The organism is Niallia sp. Kr1 (assembly GCF_050389805.1).
In the GTDB taxonomy this organism is placed as follows: domain Bacteria; phylum Bacillota; class Bacilli; order Bacillales; family Cytobacillaceae; genus Bacillus_BD.
Genome location: NZ_CP130945.1, coordinates 1,276,852 through 1,297,551, shown reverse-complemented (window position 1 = coordinate 1,297,551; position 20,700 = coordinate 1,276,852). Strand labels below are relative to the sequence as shown.

Here is a 20,700-nt window from a genome sequence, read left to right as displayed (position 1 = left end):
AGAAAATGTCAATCGGAGGTTTAAACAACAAAGAAGTTGTTGTCGATTTAACATCTGGTAAAGTTAATTACAGAGAGGTTAATGAAGTTGATTTAAGGAAATACATAGGCGGACGTGGACTTGGGGTAAAATATGTCCTTGATAATGGTCCACAAGTTGAACCATTGTCCGAAGATAACATCCTATGTATCATGACTGGACCTATAACAGGTTCTCGCACATCAATGAGCGGACGACTTTGTGTTGTAACAAAGTCACCTCTTACTGGAACGGTTACAGATTCACATATGGGTGGATGGACGGCAGCTCGTCTAAAATGGGCTGGTGTTGATAATATTATTTTTGAAGGAAAAAGTGATCGTCCTGTTTACCTATATATCGAAAACGGGCAAGCAGAACTTCGTGATGCATCTGAAGTATGGGGTAAAGGAACAAGAGAAACAGTTAAAGCCATGCAAGAAAAATATGGTGAAAAAGACTTATCTGTCATGACAATTGGGCAAGCTGGAGAAAATCTAGTTCGTTTTGCTGGATTTATGAATGAACATGATCGTTCAGCAGGTCGCGGTGGAACTGGTGCTGTTGCAGGTTATAAAAACCTAAAAGCCATTGTCATTAAAGCAGCTCAAAAAGGAAATATGCCACAACCGGCTTTAGCTGATGATTATAAAGAGGCAACGAAAAAAGCAACGAAGGCTATTATGGAAGGCGGCTTAACCGCACCGAGAAAAGGCGGATTATCTGTTTATGGTACAAACGTGTTAGCCAATCTGATTAATGAAGTGGGAGCACTCCCTATTCGTAACTCACAAGAAACACAATGGGATGAAGCAGAAAAACACAGTGGTGAATGGGTAAACGCGAATATCTTATCAAAAAATAATGCCTGCCATGCCTGTCCAGTCGCTTGTAAAATTGAAGTTGAAGTAAAATCAGGAAAATACAAAACGAAAGTAGAAAGTTTTGAATTTGAATCTGGTTGGTCTCTTGGTTCAAACTGTGGAGTAAGTGATGCTGAAGCAATCGCATATTTAATCGATATGTGTAACGAATACGGCTATGACACAATTGAACTTGGTCACTGCTTCTCTGTGACAATGGAAGCTTACGAAAAAGGTCTGATCTCTCAAGAATTAAAATGGGGAGATGCTGATGCCATGATCGAACTTGCAAAGGATATTGCCTTCCGTAAAGGATTTGGCGATATTTTAGCAGAAGGACCGGCCCGCGCTACAGCATCTTGGGGAGCACCGGAGCTATCCATGTCTGTTAAAGGTCAATCCATCCCTGCTTATGATCCACGCGGAATCCAAGGGATTGGGCTTGGATATGCAACAAGTAACCGTGGTGCCTGTCACTTACGCGGCTATACAGTAGCTAGTGAAATCGCTGGGATCCCTGAACCAACAGACCGTCTTGTAGCTGAAGGGAAAGGTGAATTATTGAAGGTATTCCAAGACTTACATTCATTCGGTGACTCTATGGATATTTGTAAATTCTCCTCCTTCTCTGAGAATGCCGAACACTATGCAGAACAATATAGTTCGATGACAGGTCTTCAAATGACTGCTGACGATATTATGAAAGCTGGGGAACGTATCTATAATTTAGAACGTTACTATAATAACTTAGCAGGTTTTAGTTCACCTGAAGATGACTTCTTACCAAAACGCTTTACAGAAGAAGCTGCTACCGGAAATAGTAAAGGGCATGTTAGCCGCATGGATATCATGCTCCAAGAATACTATGAGGCACGCGGCTGGGTAGATGGTGTAGTACCTGACGAAAAATTACGTGAACTAGAAATTATTTCTTAATCACCAAAAGGGGCTTCTGCAGTATTTTTGCAGAAGCCTCTTTTTGAATTTTTCAATGGTATAATCATTAGCATAAAAAAGAAACCTTCAAAATTACTAGCCTCCTGCTCTAAACGTCTTTTTCCGGTACTTTTTTAAAATTTCATTCAATGTTTCTTCATCTTCTGCTTTAAATAGAATCTTAATTGAATTTACTTTAAATACAGAAGTAAATGAAATCTCTTCTTCACTTAAAATGGTAGCACTCCAATCCCTATCTTTATAAATAATCGGCATAGACTCTGTGACTTTACTCCCACCTAACTCTTCAAGATAGAGCGCCAATTGTGTAAAAGGGATTCCCCGAAATTCCAGTTCTTTTTGCACATTAACCACCTGCCACAGGTGGGAACAATGCAAACTGATCTGTTTCAGATACTTTTGTTTCCAGGTAATCTGCATGGATAATATTTTTACCATTTATATAAACAGCAACGAATGGCTTTAAGGTTCTCTCTTCAGTAAATATTTCATCTTCTAAAGCAGGATACATCGTTATCATTTCCTCTAAAATATCAATAACGCGATCCCCTTTTGGAAGAACTTCAACGGACATACCACCACATATCTCTCGAAGATTTGCAAAAACTCTGACGATCAAAGTTGTTCAATCCTTTCTTTTTCAAAATATTTTTTCCATACCTAGATTAAACTTTAACTCATAATGTTATGAATAGTTAACAATAATATAGAGAAAAAGCTGGCTCAAAAGTGGGCCAGCTTTTAGTTTACTAATTTTTGAGCTTCTAACAATTGGAACGTACGTACCTTACGAGGAAGAAATCTTCTTATTTCATCTTCGTTGTATCCAACTTGAAGTCGCTTCTCATCAATAATAATTGGTCTACGTAACAAACCAGGGTTATCTTGTATTAATTGGAATAATTCTTGTAATGGTAACGTTTCAAGGTTCACATCCAACTTTTGAAATGATTTTGACCGAGTAGAGATGATTTCATCCGTTCCATCCTCAGTCATTCGTAAAATTTCTTTAATTTCAACAATTGACAGTGGCTCTGAAAAAATATTTCTCTCTGTATATGGAATTTCATGTTCCTCTAACCAAGCCTTTGCTTTACGACAAGAGGTACAACTTGGGGAAGTATATAATGTAACCATTTCAATTCACTCCTTAATAGTGTAAGGGATCTATTTTTAAAAGTTTCAGTAAGTATTATTACATTATCAAATTAAAATAAATTTAAATAAGTAATTTATATTATTTATTATACACCAATAAATTTTATTTTGGTATCCTTTTTTTAAAAAAACATCAAAAATAATCAAATTATTCGACTATTTTAATCTTTTATAAAACATTGACTTATAAACGTTTTACAATGGTAAAAGTTTCACCTTTTCATAAAAAGTATATAAATTTGTCACTTTTTTTATATATTTTATATAAAAACACATTATTTTTTATGATACACGTCTATCACCAGTAGGTTTAGAAAGTTAACTATACAAAAAAGAATAATCCTGCTCATATTTTATTTATAGATAAAAGGCTAACAATCCTACTAAAACTATTTAAAAATACCTTTATATTCTCAATTATAGCGTAAGGAGTGAAAACATAATATCATTGTTAAGCAATAAATAATGTTATATATTTTTTGTATTATTAGATGAGGTAATTACTTCCAAATATTTTTAATATTATATACAATAGTAATGAAAGCTTCTTAAACATAAAATAAAACTTCCAAACGCTGGGGTTTGCTTCATCCCCGACTATTGGTCAACACAGACATTGCCGAAGTTTACTGGCAGTTGATCCTACCTATCTACTTTCAGGAATTCCTCAGTACCTTGAGATAGGGGACTTCCTGTCAATGAAGACTGGATAAACTTAATTCGAATCTGAAACGGAGGTTTTTAGAATGGTTGCCTATTTAATTGATTTTGTCATGGTCATAGGTCTTATTATCGGGATAACAGCATTAAATGGAGTCATCACAAATGGGATTGGAAATCATTTATTTGGTAGAAAGAAAAAATCTAAATTTGTAGACCAATCTGCACGAATGCAAACAGACTGGAAAGAGATCGGTGGGAACAACAAGTAAAACTTGATTTTTTCAACAAATTAAGCTATTTTATAGTTAATATACATACTATAGTAGCTCTTTAAAAAGAATAGGGGTAAATTCGCGGACCATTCGTCCCTATCTTATGGGAATGAATGGTTTTTTTTGTGAATCTGTATCAATATATAGAAGACATAATGGAGGAAAAACAATGAAAACAATTTTTTCTGGTATCCAACCAAGTGGAACCATTACCCTTGGGAACTATATCGGTGCATTAAAACAATTTGTTGAGTTACAGGATGAATTCAATTGCTATTTTTGTATTGTAGATGAACATGCCATAACGGTTCCTCAAGAACCACAAGTACTTAGAAAAAACATTCGCTCTTTAGCAGCCCTTTATTTAGCTGTTGGACTCGATCCAAATAAAGCAACATTATTTATTCAATCAGAGGTTCCGGCACATGCTCAGGCAGCTTGGATTATGCAATGTATTACTTATATTGGCGAACTTGAACGTATGACACAATTTAAAGACAAATCCGCTGGGAAAGAGGCTGTTTCAGCTGCATTATTAACCTATCCGCCTTTAATGGTTGCTGATATATTGTTATATGGTGCAGACCTTGTTCCAGTCGGTGAAGATCAAAAGCAACATTTGGAATTAACAAGAGATCTAGCCCAACGATTTAATAAAAAATATGCAGAAATTTTTACAATTCCTGAACCACGCATCCCAAAAGTGGGAGCACGGATTATGTCCCTACAAGATCCAACAAAGAAAATGAGCAAGTCTGATCCAAATCAGAAGGGCTTTATCTCCATGCTTGATGAGCCTAAACAAATTGAAAAGAAAATTAAAAGTGCTGTGACTGACTCAGATGGCGTCGTAAAATATGATGTAGAAAATAAACCAGGTGTATCCAATCTGATGTCCATTTATTCGATTCTCTCTGGGAAATCAATAGAGGAATTAGAAACGATGTACGAAGGAAAAGGATATGGTGCCTTTAAAGGAGATCTAGCACAAGTAGTCATTGATGCACTCGCTCCGATTCAAAAGCGATATACTGAATTAATGGAATCTCAAGAATTAGATGACATTCTTGATAAAGGTGCAGAAAAAGCAAATGAAGTGGCATCAAAAATGCTTAAGAAAATGGAAAATGCGATGGGACTAGGTAGAAAGAAAAGAAAATAAGGAACAAGCCTAAAAAAGGAGCTGAAATCATTTCAGCTCCTTTCTTTTTTCTAACTCCAGCGCTTACCCCTCGGGGATAAACAGACGCTGCCGCTTTTTTCTAATTAATTAACTTTGTGTCCTTGTTCCATATCCCATAGTTTTTCAAAGAATGGCTGTCCTTTAATCAAATTCTCGCAGAATTGTTCATGTTTATTTGTCCAGCCATACTTGATACTTTCGAATAATTGCTGCCAAGCTGTTTCCATTTCAAGCATTTGGATCTCTTCGTATTGATCTGGACTCCATTCAGTATACCAATAACGAATTTCCGCAACATTCTGTGACGTATATAATTGATCTAATGCCATGAATAAAAGCTGCTTTAATTGCCTTTCTTTTCGTGTAAGACCATTCATTAATTCTGGCTCTGGTGCTAAAATATGGAATTCTTTATGAACCGTTGAAGATGGATTAAACGAATAAGGAATGACTTCCTGATTTTCTAACATTTCAAAGGCTAACTGTTCTTGACGTGGAATCAACCTACTTTTTCGAATTGGAATATTATAACCAATTGTATCTACGGCTAAAATTCCGACGCCATCTGAAACCACGAAACAATATTCCAATTGAGCTCGCTCGTGATTTTTTCGCAAGTAAGCCTTTTGAAAAACATCATCTAATAATTGCTGTGGTAACTCTGATAAATCATTTTCAATGTAGTTATAAAGAATAGGGTCTACTTTTAATAACGGTACTTGGTCGAGTAACTCTACGCTGTCATCTTTACGCCATTCATGAAAATGGCAAACATTATAACCGTTCTCTTCCCCTTCAAACCAATTTACCCAAACATCATGAAGATACATCATTTTATACCCCTCACTTCAGCTAACTATTTGTCATTCAGTATAGGCAGATAACAGTTAAAATATTCCTGAAGTGGAGGATAACAACCAATTTTTTATTGATAGTATTACTTTAATCACTTAGCTTTCATGTATTTAGTCCAAGTATTTTTAGAATTTCCTCTGATTGAATGGAAAAGGTTTCGTTTATTGAAAAATCTTGTTTCTGACTGGCTTTTTTGACAAGCCAATACCCAACTGAATATCCTAATAATTTAGGATAGAAACCTTTTCCAAAAATCAATCTGTCATGAATTTTATCCGTTCTTTTTGCTCGAAGGTGTTCTTTTAAGAATCGATGATAAAACTTTTCAAGTTGATCGTCTGAAAAACGGCGAATCCAATGAGCATTATATTTTTCACCACAATTTTTGGTCACAGCAAATTCAGCAAAACCTTCCATGATGATTGAATCTAGTACTGTATATTCATGAACAACCTTGGTGCCTTGGTTTAAACGACATACATGATGATATTCATGTACAATCAAAGATTCTAATTCCTTTATATCCTTTAAAGGGGATAAAAACAAAAACATTTTATTCTTAAAAGAAACGCCTGACACTGCTTCGTCTATCCCTTCATGAATAGGGAAGATATATATCGGTATATCTGGGCCTTTCCAACCCTTCTTATACCGATTAAAAATCTGTGAAGCCTTAGTCCAATAGTTATGTTTTTTTAGACTTTCAACTATTTCTTTCGATTTTAAATTCGGACTATACATTCCAAACGACCGTAAATAGTTATATAATTTTCGTTCATCTTCTACCCGAGATGACAAAACTTGCTCTTTTATTAGTTTAATAGGTTGATCGAAATTTTCATCTAACCACTTATCTGTTCTTTCAATTCCCACGACCACCCCTCCCTACCATAATCTATGGGAGAATTTCACTCTTGTTCACAAAAAAAACACATCCAATAGATTGGATGTGGAGATTAATTCGATTCTTCTTCATTTTCCTTTTCACTACACTCTTGGCAAAGTCCATAAAACAATAAATGATGATTTTTTATCTTAAATTTGGACAGATCTTGAGCAAAAGATTCTACTTCCTTTAATTGCGGATAATAAAAATCCTCTATTTTACCACAAGAAGAACATATAATGTGGTAATGATCATTTTCAATCCACTCAAATTTACTTAATCCTTCTCCAAATTGCAGCTCATGAACTAACCCCAAACTCACAAAAAGTTTTAAATTATTGTATACGGTTGCAATACTAACAGATGGAAATTGTGTAATTAGTTGTTTATAAATATCCTCTGCTGTAAAATGTTGTTTCGTTCCCTTTAAAATCGAAATCATTTCTTGTCTTTGTGGTGTAATGCGAATATTCTCTTTTTTTAACTTTTCGATTACTCTCTCCATGTTACACCCACAACTTTCTAATTAGAATAATTTATGATTTATGAAAATGTTAAAGTACCCTAATATTTTATTTGTGTTCTTTATATAACTTTATTATAACCTTTTTTTGATTAAAGTCAATTTCAGCTTATAATCATTATTATATGGATATAAAAAACAGACTAGAAACTAGTCTGTTTTTTCCTTATTGATATTTTTTAAATATAATGGTCGCATTATGTCCGCCAAATCCAAGTGAATTACTTAGGGCTGTATTAATGTCTGTTTTTCTTGCTTCATTTGGAACGTAATCTAGATCACATTCAGGATCTGGCGTTTGATAATTGATGGTCGGCGGAATGATTCCTTCCTGTAAAGCTAATACTGAAATTATCGCTTCCACTCCACCTGCTGCACCTAATAAATGACCTGTCATCGATTTTGTTGAACTGATCTGAAGTTTGTAAGCATAGTCGGAAAATACTGCTTTAATTGCCGCTGTTTCAAATTTATCATTATAAGCTGTACTTGTTCCATGCGCGTTTATATAATCAATTTCCTCTGGAGCCAGTCCTGCATCATTAATAGCCATTTTCATTGCTCGCGCACCACCCTCACCTGCCGGAGCTGGTGCTGTAATATGATAAGCATCTCCTGTTGAGCCATATCCAACAATTTCAGCATAGATATGGGCACCCCGTGCTAAAGCATGCTCTAAATCCTCTAATACAACTATCCCTGCACCCTCACCAATGATAAAGCCATCACGATCTGTATCAAATGGTCGACATGCTGTCTTTGGATCTGGATTTGTACTTAATGCCGTATTGGCACAAAAGCCTGCAATAGACATGTTCGTAATCGGTGCTTCGGCACCACCTGTAATCATGGCAACGGCATCTCCACGTTGGATCACTTTGAATGCATCTCCAATAGAATTAGTTCCTGTTGCACATGCTGTCACCGTACAAGAATTTACCCCTCTAGCACCTAGAGTGATTGATACTTGTCCAGCAGCCATGTCAGGAATAAGCATCGGAACAAAGAATGGACTTACTCGTCGATACCCTTTATTTATAAAGTTTTGGTACTGATTTTCGAAAGTCTCCATCCCACCGATTCCTGAACCGATCCAAACACCGACTCGATCAGCAATTTCCTCGTTAATATCAAGACCGCTATCTTTCACAGCCATAAGAGAGGCAGCTACTGCAAATTGAGTAAACCGATCCATCTTTCTAGCATCTTTTTTCTCCATAAATTCACCAGGATCAAAATCCTTTACTTCTGCTGCTACCTTTGCTGGGAAATCATCCGCGTTCACACGGGTTAAAGGTCCAATTCCCGATACCCCAGCAATCAGATTATTCCAAGTCGTTTCCGTATCAAGTCCAAGAGGTGTTACGGCTCCAATACCGGTTACAACAACTCGACGTTTTTCCATTGTTAACATCTCCTTATGTTTGCTTTATCACGAATATTTTAGCGTCCCCAGCGCATACAAATAGCGCCCCATGTCAAACCGCCGCCAAATCCTACCATTACGACCACATCGTCATCTTTTATTTTTCCTGCTTCTAATTCCTCCGCCATCGCAATCGGAATGGAAGCCGAAGAGGTATTTCCATACTTTTTAATCGTTTTAGCCATTTTTTCCTCAGGCAAATCTAATCTTTGTCTTGACGCTTCCATAATTCGAATATTGGCTTGATGCGGAATTAAGAAATCAACATCATCTTTTGTTAGACCAGCTTGTTCAATCACATGTACAGAGCTATCAGCCATTTGTCGAACAGCAAACTTAAATACTTCTCGACCATTCATAATGATATATTCATCTTGGTATAAGTGTTTGGCACCCGTACCATCTGCTCCTAACTCAAATGATAGAATTCCACGACCTTCGGAAACACTTCCCATGACAACAGCACCTGCACCATCACCAAATAAAACAGCCGTATTCCGATCATTCCAGTCCGTAATTTTAGAAAGCTTTTCCGTACCGACAACAAGGATGTTTTTATAAGCACCACTTTCAATAAACTGTTTTGCTGTGATCATTCCATACATAAATCCCGCACAGGCTGCACTTACATCCATAGCAGCTGCTTTCTTAGCTCCTAAACGTTCTTGTAGCATGCAAGACACAGATGGAAATGGATGATCAGGTGTTACGGTTGCTACTAAAATCATATCAAGCTCTTCTGCTTTAATATTTGCATCTTTTAAGGCTATAACAGCAGCCTCATAGGCCATATGGGATGAATCCGTGTTGTCATCGGCAATTCTACGTTCTTCAATACCCGTTCTTGTACGGATCCATTCATCATTGGTATCCACTATTTTTTCTAAATCAAGATTTGTCACAATTTTTTCGGGTACGAATTTCCCAACTCCTAATATTCCTGCGTTCATCATGAACACTCCTTTATATCATGATTAAAGTTCCCTATAACCTCATTTATTTTGCCTAATAATGCATTAATTATTGATTCACCTTTGTTATCAAATATTATGACTTGGTACTAATTTTATCAAATGTTGATCAGAATGAAAAGAACCTTCGTATAAGAAATTCTTGATTAGCCCTAAAGTCCATGCACTTTTGAGCTTTTTTCATATTTTATATATAGAAGGCACTTTAAAACTTTCAAAAATCAAGGAAGAGGAGGATTAAGATGGAGCACGAAGAAAAAAAGGAATCTAAATCCAAACATGAGGAAGATCCGTTTGCATCTTTTATGTTTGGTAAGCGTAAAGTTAAGGATGACATAGGAGAAAAAGACGAAAGATCTAAAAGCAGAGATAGCTATGATTGGTTGTTTGGGAAACCGATTAAAAATAAATCCCAAGATAAGGAGAAAAATACCATAGATGATTTTTTGAGTCAAATTGATACAGAAAAACTCATGGAAAATGTAGATTTATTCCTTGAAACGACGCAAGAATTAAAACCTCTATGGAAAAAAGTCTCCCCTTACCTTCAAAAATTTAAAAAATAAACAAAAAGAGCTGACCATTTCTTTAAATCGGTCAGCCTTTTCTGTTTTTTCTTTTCTCCTCTATGATCTGTACAATGGCTTCAATTACATTTTCAATACATTCTCTATCGCCAGAACGAATCATTTCTTCATAAGCAGGTAAATAAAAATGATAAATCCCCTTCTGTTTTTCCCTTTTCTCATCATCATTATCGTTCTCTAGATCAAATTTTTGAATAGGCATAATGACCGCCGAACGATAATGATGATTTTTTTCAAAATAGGGCTTTATCTTTTCCAACAAAATTTTTTCTCTACTATTCACATAAAAACTATAGAAATCGATAAAAAGAAACATGTCTTTTGGTAAGTGTTCTAAAAAGGTTTCATCCTTTTCTATAAAATTACTATTCCTTCCAATAAATAATCGTTTATCATCTACCATTGCCTCAGAAGTATTTATTGGAATATGAACACCATATACTTCTATTCCTTCTTGCAATAAAACTTCACAAAGGTGATAACCTATAAATTCATAAGTCCCCACGATGACAGCCTTGTCCATAAGAAAACCTCCCTATGCTGGTTTCACTACCATCATCATATGCACAGGGAGGCTTATTATTTACACTTGAAAACAGGTTACACGGACTTATCATATATTTTCGTACTTCTTTAAGAACTCTAAGATTGGGAAAGACATTTGTGTTCTTTTTTCAGGAACCATATAACATAATGAAATCGGTACATTATTCTCTTTCCATTTAAGAGATAATTCATTCAAAAATTGAGATTGTTTGTATGCCCGACTATCAGAAAGAACTTGGAGAATTTTCATCGGGATTATAGGAATAGAGTTCAACGGTGCATCCACCTCAGCGATCTTATTAATCATTTGTTCACCACTTTGATTAAAAGATTCAGATAACTCTTTCACCATCTTTTTATAAAAAAATTTCCGATCCTTTTCTAACTCTAGCTGATGGTTTAAAGATAAAATGGGATTTAGTAAAACGACAGAACGGATACAATCTTCCATTTCACGGATTAGTTTCAATGTGACGAGTGCACCCATCCCTTCTGCAAGTATATGAATTTTTTCATTCAGAATTTCTGAACGAATCACATGTTGATAAAGCCTTTTTGATAATCGTACCGCCTTTTCACTACCCCAATTTTTTCCATACAAATTGCTATAAAAAACCGTATAACCGGCATCCAAAAGTGTTTGTAATAATAATGATTTCCCCTCATTTTGCATCCAGAAGCTTGTGTTTGAATCAACAAAATGCCTGTCGTCCCCAATGATGAGGATACCGAAACCTTGAGGTCTTTCAGGATAATGAATAACATTCCATTCGGTATCCAATTGAAAGTTCCGGTTCTCCATCGATTACTCTCCTTTAACTGATTTATAAAACGCTGATAAAAAAGTACCTTCTATGATTAATGTATGTAGGAAAGAATAAATTGAATAGGGATTAGCCTAAAATGTCCAATATCTTTTCAAAAATAAGAAAACTTTTTAATGGATAGTGAACCCACTCTTAACAGTCAGTTAGACACCCACCTTAAGAGTCCGAATATACAAAAGAGGTTAGTCTTAGGTCAACTACTCGTAAAGGTCCCATTGGCGAAATCAGATTTCTCTGTGGACTTCAGCGCTTAGAGAAATCGATCAGGGCTGTGTGACTGACCATCAGTCCGGGAAGAATACCCTTTTCTAATAGAAGTTTCACTTTATAAATAATTTAAAATATGGTAAGATAATTAGAAAGATTATACTTTTGAGGTGAGTGTTTGTGCGTTCTATTATGACAGCGATTTGGTCTTTTCTTTTAATGTTAATGCTTACATATGTCGTCAGTTCAATGGTCGGTGTTGCTTTTAATCTCCAACTTGCTTTAACCTTGGGTGTGATTACAACGATTTTGGTACATGTCATTCCTTTTATTTTACCCCAACCTGCAGAGCAAGATGGACATCATTAAAAAAATTAATGGAAACAAGTCATTCTGAAAAACAGAATGACTTGTTTTTTATTTTTTGGGGTACATAGTGTTCTATTCGATTTCAAAACCTATTTCGTTTTGTTTTATAACAATCGTCACAGATTGATTTTCACGAATTTCTCCTGCAATAATGGCACGTGCCATTTTCGTTTCAAGGTTCCTTTGAATAAATCTTTTCAGTGGTCTTGCTCCATAAATCGGATCAAAGCCATTTTCTGCAATATATTCCTTTGCTTCATCATTTATACGTAATTTTATTTGTTGCTCTGATAATCTAAGTTGCAGCTCTTGAACAAGCTTGCCTACAATCTCCTTGATATTTTGTAAAGTCAGTGGTTTGAATAAAATGATTTCATCAATCCGATTTAAGAATTCTGGTCGGAAGTGACCTCTTAATTGACCCATTACTAAGTCACGCGTTTCATCTGCGATTTCTTCGTTCCCATTATGTTGCTCTAACAGATATTGCGATCCAATGTTAGAAGTCATGATGATCACAGCATTTTTAAAATCAACCATTCTTCCCTGGGAATCGGTAATTCTACCATCATCGAGAACTTGTAGCAAGATATTGAATACTTCCGGATGGGCTTTCTCAATTTCATCCAATAAGATGACCGAGTAAGGTCTTCTTCTAACAGCTTCTGTAAGCTGCCCTCCTTCTTCATAGCCTACATATCCTGGAGGAGCACCGATTAACCTTGAAACGGAATGTTTCTCCATATATTCAGACATGTCTAAACGGACAATTTGTTCTTCACTATCAAATAAGCTTTGGGCTAAAGCTTTTGCTAATTCTGTTTTTCCGACACCAGTTGGACCCAAAAAGACAAATGAACCAATTGGGCGTTTCGGATCTTTAATTCCTGCTCTTGCCCTTAAAACAGCGTCTGATACTAAACGAACCGCTTCCTCTTGTCCAATGACTCTTTCGTGTAAAATACTTTCTAAACGAAGAAGTTTTTCTCGTTCTCCTTCTACAAGTTTCGTAACGGGGATCCCTGTCCATCGAGCTACAATGGAAGAGATTTCATCTTCTGTCACTTCTTCTCTTAATAACCGCTCTCCTTGTTTTTCATTAACCTCCATTTCTAATTGTTTTAATTCTTTTTCCAATGCTGGGATACGCCCGTGACGAAGTTCTGCAGCTTTATTGAGATCATATTCATTCTCTGCATGCTCTAATTCACGACGTAACTTTTCTAGCTGTTCGCGTTTCTCTTGAACCTTTCCAATGCTCTCCTTTTCAACCTGCCATTTAGCCCGCATTGCATGCGCTTGTTCACGGAATTGGGCTAATTCCTTTCTTAGAGAATCAAGTCTTTCTTTACTTGCATCGTCCTTTTCCTTCTCTAATGCCGCTTCTTCGATTTCTAATTGCATCACTCTTCTCGTGACTTCATCTAATTCAGATGGCATTGAATCCATTTCCGTACGAATCATCGCACACGCTTCATCAATTAGATCAATCGCTTTATCAGGCAAGAACCGATCGGTAATATAGCGATGAGACAATGTAGCTGCAGCTACTAATGCACGGTCATGAATATTCACACCGTGATATACTTCAAAGCGCTCCTTTAGTCCCCTTAAAATGGAGATCGTATCTTCTACGTCAGGTTCTTGAACAAGAACTTGCTGAAAGCGCCGTTCTAAAGCAGGATCTTTCTCAATATATTTACGATATTCGTCGAGTGTTGTCGCACCAATACAGTGAAGTTCCCCACGAGCAAGCATAGGCTTTAACATATTACCGGCATCCATGGCTCCTTCCGTTTTACCAGCACCAACAATCGTATGAATCTCATCAATAAAAAGAAGAATTTGTCCGTCACTTTTTTTCACTTCGTTTAATACAGCTTTTAGACGTTCCTCAAATTCTCCGCGAAATTTTGCACCTGCAATCAATGCACTCATATCCAGTGAAAAAATGGTCTTATTCTTTAACCCTTCTGGGACATCTTTGCGGACAATACGCTGTGCCAATCCTTCAACAATAGCTGTTTTCCCAACACCAGGTTCTCCAATAAGCACTGGATTATTTTTTGTTTTTCTTGATAAGATTCGAATTACATTTCGAATCTCACTGTCTCTTCCAATAACTGGATCTACCTTCCCAGCTTGGACTTCCGCAACCAAATCTCTTCCATACTTTTTCAACGCCTCATATGTACCCTCTGGATTTTGCGATGTCACTCTTTGATTCCCCCTTATCTCTCTAATCACTTCTAATAAAGTTTTTAACGATATTCCGTTATCCTTAAAATAATTCCCGATCTCGGATGGAAGGGAGATGGAAGCTAATAAAATATGTTCTACAGATAAATAATCATCCTTAAATTGCTTCATAAATTTTTCTGATTCAGCAAGAACCCTTTGCAAGCCGTTTGTGATATAAAGTTTCCCTTGTTCTACACCACTACCGGTGACTTTCGGTTTTTTCATGAGAAACTGTTGTATACCTGCCCGAATCTCCGTCATATTTACATCCATTTTTTGTAAAATAGAAAGGATTAAATTATCTTGATCTTCAAGCATGACCATAAATAAGTGGACTTCATCAACCTCTTGATGCTGTTCTCTAATGGCTATGCTTTGGGCATTCATAATTGCTTTTTGAACTTTTTCCGTCATTTGATTAATGTCCATATAATGCCTCCTTGACCTTTTTTGACCTTTATTTTTATTATATCCTTTTTAGTTTCATTTTAAAAGCTTCATGGAAATGTAAAACACTGTTTAAAGTAGAAGAAATGCACAAAAAGACCACCCATTTCGGATGGCCTAAAAGATTAAGGTTTTCTTTGATATGTCCAAATACGATCGTCATTTGAGTTTTCCGGGAATGCATCTCCCGCTTTCATTCTAAGCATTTTTGGGTTTTTCACATTGCTTCCTGTTTCACCAATTTCTATATAAATCCCATTATTTGGAGCTTTTTGACCTGGACGAAATTGTCGATTCTGACCCATATCGATTCCCCCTTATGTTTGGTCCCTTTTATTATGGCTATTTTAGAAACCATTCATGAAGGAAAATAAGGGAAGTTTGATTTACAATTGGTCACCAACCGTAAAAAAACTTTTTGACGCTGCTAATAATTCAATCTCAGCTAAACCGATCCTTACGCTAAAAGAGCTACTAGCAATGCCTTTTGTGCATGTAATCTATTTCCAGCTTCTTGGAAGACAACTGAATGATCCCCATCAATAATTTCAGCTGTAACCTCTTCACCTCGGTGGGCAGGAAGGCAATGTAAGAAAATAAAGTCATCTTTTGCATGCTTAACAAGTTCTTCATTTACTTGATACTTACCAGCGAATGCTTTCATTCTGTCTTCATTTTCTTTTTCCTGTCCCATACTCGTCCAGACATCTGTATAAATGGCATCTGCCTCTTTCACTGCTTCTACTGGATCTTGTGTGATTAGGATATTAGCTCCCGTTTCTTTGGCTATTTCTAGAGCCATATTCGTTACTTTTTCATTTGGTTTATATCCTTCTGGACAAGCTATAGCAAAGTCCATTCCAACTTTTGCAGCAGCAATCATTAAAGAATGAGCCATATTGTTTCCATCTCCAATATAAGCCAATTTCAAACCTTTCAGATTTTCCCCTTTACATTCTTGGATGGTTAATAAATCAGCCAATGCCTGACAAGGATGGGATAAATCGGTTAAGGCGTTAATCACTGGAATCGATGCATATTTAGCAAGTTCTTCTACCTTTTCATGCTCAAATGTTCGAATCATAATGGCATCTAGATACTCTGAAAGTACTTGCGCAGTATCAGATATCGGTTCCCCTCTTCCAATTTGTAAATCATTGCTGCTTAAAAAAAGTGCATGACCACCCAATTGGTACATCCCTGCTTCAAAAGAAACACGAGTTCTTGTTGAAGATTTTTCAAAAATCATACCAAGTGTTTTTCCTTTTAAAGGGTGGTACGTTTCACCCGCGAGTTTCAGGGCTTTGATTTTCTTTGCCTTCGACAATAACCCTAAAATCTGTTCCTGAGTTAACTCCGCTACTGTTAATAAATCTTTTCCCTTTAATTGAAGTTCATCTTTTGCTGTAATTTCAGCTGACATTTATGCATTCACGTCCTCTTTCATCATATTGTACCAATCTTCAATGGAATGAACCGTAAAATCTTTAACCGTTAATGCTTGTAAAAACGCATATAAACTTTCCTTTTCAGAAAATGTTATGACCCTGTTTTTTGTAGCAATCGCACGAAGTTGTTTATCTTGTTGTAGTCCACTAGGGTTATAATAGGCTATCGTATTCTCATCTTTCAAAAGAGCTTCAGACTGTTCTCCAGTTAGAACGAGCTTGGATCCAGATGCAGTAGCAACATCCTGATAATTCTCTAATCCATTCAATGTACTTACCAGTACAGTAGTTCCCTTTTTATTCTTTAAAGCAACATGGAATGCCTTATTTAATGCTTCTTTAACACTATCTGCAATCGAAATTCCTTCTCCTGTAGATCTCATTTCAGCCGTTACTTTTGAATCAAGTCCGCTTAAAGCATAATTAGAGAAAACAGGATATTTAATACAAACATATGGAATTTTACGCTCTTGGTTCACTTCATCTGATGATAATTGATAGTTCCCAAGCAAGATCTTTGTCGCAATTTGGACAAGCGGGATACCCGTTACTTTACTTACAATAGGAACTGTTCGACTTGCGCGTGGATTGACTTCAAGTAAATAAACGCTATCACCATCAACAATGTACTGGATATTCATAAGTCCTTTATAACCAAGCTTTCGAACAATTTTTAAAGCATAATCTTTCATTTTTGCTTCTGCAGCATCCGTTAGATTTTGCGCTGGCAGCATAGACAGACTGTCACCAGAGTGAACACCAGTTTTTTCAATATGCTCCATTAATGCTGGAATGCACGCATTCATTCCATCTGCAACAAGATCGAGTTCTGCCTCTGATGCTTGCATAAATTGATCCACTAATACTGGATAAGGAATATCATCATTTTGTAAATAGGTTTGGAGTTCTTGTTGATTCTTGATGGTTTCCATTCCTTTTCCACCAATTACATAGGAAGGGCGAATCAACACAGGTAAACCTAATTTAGAAACGGACTTTATTATTTGTTCCTCATCATAAGCAATATCCCCTTGAATATGAGGAATTTGTAATTCATCTAATAATTTATAGAATAGATCACGGTCTTCTAATACATCAATCGTATGTGAATTCGTTCCAAGAATCGTTACACCATACTCCTCTAGTTTCTTAGCAAGGTTGAGAGCCGTTTGTCCACCAAGTTGAACGATTACCTCAGTTATACCTTCACTTTCAATTACATTCATAATCGTTTCGAGAATTAACGGTTCAAAATATAATCGGTCAGCTGTTGTGAAATCAGTACTAACGGTTTCAGGATTATTGTTGATTAAAATCGTTTCAACATCCTCATTCTTAAGAGCAAGCACTCCATGTACAGAGCAATAATCAAATTCAATTCCTTGCCCAATTCTAATTGGACCACTGCCAATGATAGCTACTTTTCGGCGATTACTTGGAATTTGTTCATTCTCACCAAAATAACTTGAATAATAGTAATTGGATTGAGCCTCAAATTCTGCTGCACAAGTATCAACCATTTTATAAACAGGAAGGATTCCCAATTCTTTTCGCTTTTGACGAACACTTTCTTCCGTTACTCCCCACTGTGAGGCAATAAATGTATCGCTAAAGCCTTTTTCTTTCCACAATTGAAGCTGGTCTTTTGTAACATTTTCAATGGAAGACGTAGAAATGGCTTGCTCCTGTTGAATCAGGATTTGGAAACTTTGTAAGAAAAAGAAATCAATACCCGTTTTGTCATGTATTTCGTTTACGGTTACGCCTCTTCTTAAAAGCTCCATGATGACAAAAAAGCGCTGATCGGTTTGTTGAAGTAAAAGTTGCTGCAATTCGTTTGTTTTTAATTTATCTAATTCCGGTAATCTTAAATCATTAACGTTAATTTCAAGCGATTGAATTGCTTTTAATAGCGCTCTTTCTAAATTACGGTCAATCCCCATTACTTCACCGGTTGCTTTCATCTGCGTTCCTAATTTTCGCTCAAGCGAAGTAAATTTATCAAAAGGCCATTTTGGAATTTTCGCAACCACATAGTCGAGGGCTGGTTCAAAGCTTGCGAACGTATCCCCTGTAACCGGATTTATAATTTCATTTAGTAAATAGCCAACTGAGAGTTTTGCGGCCATTCTCGCTATTGGGTATCCCGTTGCCTTTGAAGCAAGTGCTGACGAACGACTTACCCTCGGGTTTACTTCGATTAAATAATATTTTTTGCTATTCGGATCAAGAGCAAACTGGATATTACAGCCACCGATAATTTCTAATGCAGAAATGATTTTAATGGATGCTGAACGAAGCATTTGATATTCCACATCTGTTAATGTTTGGGACGGTGCCACAACGATGGAATCACCTGTATGAATCCCGACTGGATCAATATTTTCCATGTTGCAAATCGTAATACATGTGTTGTTCGAATCCCTCATCACTTCATACTCAATTTCTTTAAAACCTGCAATACTTTTTTCAATTAAACACTGATGAATCGGACTTTCTTGTAAACCACCCGATACAAGTTTCACAAACTCTTCCTTATTGGAAGCAATCCCGCCACCTGTTCCACCTAATGTATATGCCGGGCGAATGATGATCGGAAACCCAATTTGTTCTGCAAAGTCAAGAGCTTCTGGTAATTCATGCACAATCGTGCTTTCTGGTACAGGTTCATTTAATTCGTGCATCAATGCACGAAACGCTTCTCGATCTTCTCCTTTTTTGATGGATTCAATTGAACTACCGAGCAACTTCACCCGATACTTTTCAAGAATTCCGTTCTCACTTAATTGAAAAGCTAAATTTAAACCTGTTTGCCCACCAAGGGTTGCCAGTAATCCATCGGGTTTTTCTTTTGCAATGATCTTTTCTAATACATCTACAGTCAATGGCTCAAAATAGATTTGATCAGCAAAGCTATGATCGGTCATAATCGTTGCTGGATTGTCATTTACAAGGATGACTTTATATCCGTCTTCTTTAAGAGCTAAGCAGGCTTGTGTTCCTGCATAGTCGAATTCTGCTGCCTGACCAATAACAATCGGACCGGAGCCAATAACAAGAATTGAATGGATGGATGTGTCTTTAGGCATAAGCGTATACTCTCCCGTTGTTTGCTTTTACTGTTTCAATAAATTCATCAAATAGATAACCGCTTTCCACTGGACCTGGATTCGCCTCAGGGTGGAATTGCACCGTTTGGAGCGGATAAACCTCATGTGTGAAACCTTCAATTGAATCATCATGTAAATTTTTAAAACGTAATACCAGCCCTGTATCTTTTAACGAGTTTTTTTCCACTACATAACTATGGTTCTGTGAAGACATCATAACTTTATTCTTTTCTAAATCAATAACAGGATGGTTCGCTCCACGATGTCCAAAAGCCAATTTTTCTGTATTAGCACCCAAAGCTAAGGATGCCAACTGATGACCGAGACAGATTCCTAATGTAGGATAGTGCTGGATTAAATTCTTGATCGTCGGCAATACGAACTCAATGTCTTTTGGATCCCCTGGTCCATTTGATAAAAGAATCCCCTCTGGTTTTAAACCATTAATAGCTTCTAAGGTTGTATTATAAGGCACCGAAGTAACTGTGCAATCTCGTTTTAACAAACTATTCATAATTGATTTTTTTGAGCCAAAATCAATTAGGACTATATGGTGTTTTCCGTTTCCAAAACGTTCAACTTTTGTAGAAGTAATTTCTTTTACTTTTTCTGTATTGGATAAAGTAAAACTGTTTTCATCTACATCTGTAGTGGATGATAAAACAGCTGGCATTGTACCGACATTACGAATCTTTTTAACTACTGCTCTAGTATCAATATGACCAAGCATTGGAATTTCCCATTTTTGCAGATATTCTTTTAACGAATACTTTGCTTCATAGTGGAACACTGATTCCTTAGCTTCGTACACAACTACACCAGCAACATGTGGCTTACTGCTTTCAAAATTCACTTCATTTATTCCGTAATTTCCAATTAATGGATAAGTAAATACAATGATTTGATCTTTATAAGATGGATCTGTTAAGACTTCCTGATAACCTGTCATTCCTGTAAAAAAAACGATTTCCCCTTTAATTGGTTTTTCAGGAGCATTTGTTAGCCATTCTCCCTTAAACTGATCCCCGCATTTTAGTTGTAAGTATCCTTCCATTATTTGCCCACCCCACATTTTTGTATATTTATTATACTTTATTTATATTTATACGGTCAACTGTAAATTAAAACAGCCTAATTAGCTGT

20 protein-coding genes are annotated in these 20,700 nt (G+C 36.3%); 5 read left to right on the top strand and 15 right to left on the bottom strand.

What is annotated here, in order from left to right:
• The first annotated feature begins 5 nt into the window (after window positions 1-5).
• Window positions 6-1,817: an aldehyde ferredoxin oxidoreductase family protein gene (locus Q5760_RS06465; RefSeq protein ID WP_428911384.1), complete on the top strand. Its 1,812-nt coding sequence runs from the start codon at window positions 6-8 to the stop codon at window positions 1,815-1,817.
• A gap of 96 nt (window positions 1,818-1,913) precedes the next feature.
• Here the strand turns inward: Q5760_RS06465 and Q5760_RS06460 are convergent, their stop codons facing one another.
• The 3 genes from Q5760_RS06460 to spxA all read right to left on the bottom strand — a co-directional run bounded on the left by Q5760_RS06460 (window position 1,914) and on the right by spxA (window position 2,975).
• Entirely contained in the window at window positions 1,914-2,183 is a 270-nt protein-coding gene (locus Q5760_RS06460) for a hypothetical protein (protein ID WP_428911383.1), read from the bottom strand.
• A gap of 1 nt (window position 2,184) precedes the next feature.
• Window positions 2,185-2,457, bottom strand: coding sequence for a ubiquitin-like small modifier protein 1 (locus Q5760_RS06455; protein ID WP_428911382.1), 273 nt, complete (start codon window positions 2,455-2,457; stop codon window positions 2,185-2,187).
• Between the two features lie 122 nt (window positions 2,458-2,579).
• Window positions 2,580-2,975, bottom strand: coding sequence for a transcriptional regulator SpxA (gene spxA, locus Q5760_RS06450; protein WP_428911381.1), 396 nt, complete (start codon window positions 2,973-2,975; stop codon window positions 2,580-2,582).
• 767 nt (window positions 2,976-3,742) lie between these two features.
• Between spxA and Q5760_RS06445 the strand changes: the two genes are divergently transcribed.
• Both Q5760_RS06445 and trpS read left to right on the top strand, forming a co-directional pair.
• Window positions 3,743-3,928, top strand: coding sequence for a hypothetical protein (locus tag Q5760_RS06445; RefSeq protein ID WP_428911380.1), 186 nt, complete (start codon window positions 3,743-3,745; stop codon window positions 3,926-3,928).
• Window positions 3,929-4,100: 172 nt separating this feature from the next.
• Window positions 4,101-5,093, top strand: a complete 993-nt coding sequence (gene trpS / locus Q5760_RS06440; RefSeq protein ID WP_428911379.1) for a tryptophan--tRNA ligase — start codon at window positions 4,101-4,103, stop codon at window positions 5,091-5,093.
• A 104-nt stretch (window positions 5,094-5,197) separates the two neighbouring features.
• On the opposite strand, the gene Q5760_RS06435 is transcribed toward trpS, so the two are convergent.
• The 5 genes from Q5760_RS06435 to Q5760_RS06415 all read right to left on the bottom strand — a co-directional run bounded on the left by Q5760_RS06435 (window position 5,198) and on the right by Q5760_RS06415 (window position 9,754).
• Window positions 5,198-5,947 (bottom strand): YjbA family protein, encoded by a 750-nt coding sequence (locus tag Q5760_RS06435; protein ID WP_428911378.1) that lies wholly within the window; start codon window positions 5,945-5,947, stop codon window positions 5,198-5,200.
• A 124-nt stretch (window positions 5,948-6,071) separates the two neighbouring features.
• Window positions 6,072-6,842: a DUF2268 domain-containing protein gene (locus Q5760_RS06430; RefSeq protein ID WP_428911377.1), complete on the bottom strand. Its 771-nt coding sequence runs from the start codon at window positions 6,840-6,842 to the stop codon at window positions 6,072-6,074.
• Window positions 6,843-6,925: 83 nt separating this feature from the next.
• Window positions 6,926-7,360: a Fur family transcriptional regulator gene (locus Q5760_RS06425; RefSeq protein WP_428911376.1), complete on the bottom strand. Its 435-nt coding sequence runs from the start codon at window positions 7,358-7,360 to the stop codon at window positions 6,926-6,928.
• Window positions 7,361-7,544: 184 nt separating this feature from the next.
• Window positions 7,545-8,783: a beta-ketoacyl-ACP synthase II gene (fabF, locus tag Q5760_RS06420; protein ID WP_428911375.1), complete on the bottom strand. Its 1,239-nt coding sequence runs from the start codon at window positions 8,781-8,783 to the stop codon at window positions 7,545-7,547.
• Between the two features lie 38 nt (window positions 8,784-8,821).
• On the bottom strand, window positions 8,822-9,754 hold the full coding sequence (locus Q5760_RS06415; protein ID WP_428911374.1) for a beta-ketoacyl-ACP synthase III: 933 nt from the start codon (window positions 9,752-9,754) through the stop codon (window positions 8,822-8,824).
• 263 nt (window positions 9,755-10,017) lie between these two features.
• Here Q5760_RS06415 and Q5760_RS06410 point away from each other — a divergent pair, with 263 nt between their 5' ends.
• A complete protein-coding gene (locus Q5760_RS06410) occupies window positions 10,018-10,341 on the top strand; it encodes a hypothetical protein (protein WP_428911373.1) in 324 nt (107 codons plus the stop codon).
• 31 nt (window positions 10,342-10,372) lie between these two features.
• Here the strand turns inward: Q5760_RS06410 and Q5760_RS06405 are convergent, their stop codons facing one another.
• Window positions 10,373-10,885 carry a hypothetical protein gene (locus Q5760_RS06405; protein ID WP_428911372.1) on the bottom strand — a complete coding sequence of 171 codons (513 nt, stop codon included), beginning with the start codon at window positions 10,883-10,885 and terminating at the stop codon, window positions 10,373-10,375.
• A 90-nt stretch (window positions 10,886-10,975) separates the two neighbouring features.
• Window positions 10,976-11,710 (bottom strand): hydrolase, encoded by a 735-nt coding sequence (locus Q5760_RS06400; RefSeq protein ID WP_428911371.1) that lies wholly within the window; start codon window positions 11,708-11,710, stop codon window positions 10,976-10,978.
• Between the two features lie 412 nt (window positions 11,711-12,122).
• Between Q5760_RS06400 and Q5760_RS06395 the strand changes: the two genes are divergently transcribed.
• Entirely contained in the window at window positions 12,123-12,311 is a 189-nt protein-coding gene (locus tag Q5760_RS06395) for a YjzD family protein (protein ID WP_428911370.1), read from the top strand.
• A 72-nt stretch (window positions 12,312-12,383) separates the two neighbouring features.
• Here the strand turns inward: Q5760_RS06395 and clpB are convergent, their stop codons facing one another.
• The 5 genes from clpB to Q5760_RS06370 form a co-directional block, all read right to left on the bottom strand.
• Window positions 12,384-14,981 carry an ATP-dependent chaperone ClpB gene (gene clpB / locus Q5760_RS06390; protein WP_428911369.1) on the bottom strand — a complete coding sequence of 866 codons (2,598 nt, stop codon included), beginning with the start codon at window positions 14,979-14,981 and terminating at the stop codon, window positions 12,384-12,386.
• A gap of 143 nt (window positions 14,982-15,124) precedes the next feature.
• The gene (locus Q5760_RS06385) at window positions 15,125-15,304 is read right to left on the bottom strand and encodes a YjzC family protein (RefSeq protein WP_428911368.1); all 180 of its coding nucleotides are present in this window, start codon (window positions 15,302-15,304) and stop codon (window positions 15,125-15,127) included.
• Window positions 15,305-15,456: 152 nt separating this feature from the next.
• Window positions 15,457-16,422, bottom strand: a complete 966-nt coding sequence (argF, locus tag Q5760_RS06380; RefSeq protein WP_428911367.1) for an ornithine carbamoyltransferase — start codon at window positions 16,420-16,422, stop codon at window positions 15,457-15,459.
• Window positions 16,423-19,536, bottom strand: coding sequence for a carbamoyl phosphate synthase large subunit (locus tag Q5760_RS06375; RefSeq protein ID WP_428911366.1), 3,114 nt, complete (start codon window positions 19,534-19,536; stop codon window positions 16,423-16,425). It abuts the gene before it with no gap.
• Window positions 19,529-20,611, bottom strand: coding sequence for a carbamoyl phosphate synthase small subunit (locus Q5760_RS06370; RefSeq protein WP_428911365.1), 1,083 nt, complete (start codon window positions 20,609-20,611; stop codon window positions 19,529-19,531). The genes Q5760_RS06375 and Q5760_RS06370 overlap by 8 nt, the downstream gene beginning before the upstream one ends.
• Window positions 20,612-20,700: the final 89 nt, after the last annotated feature.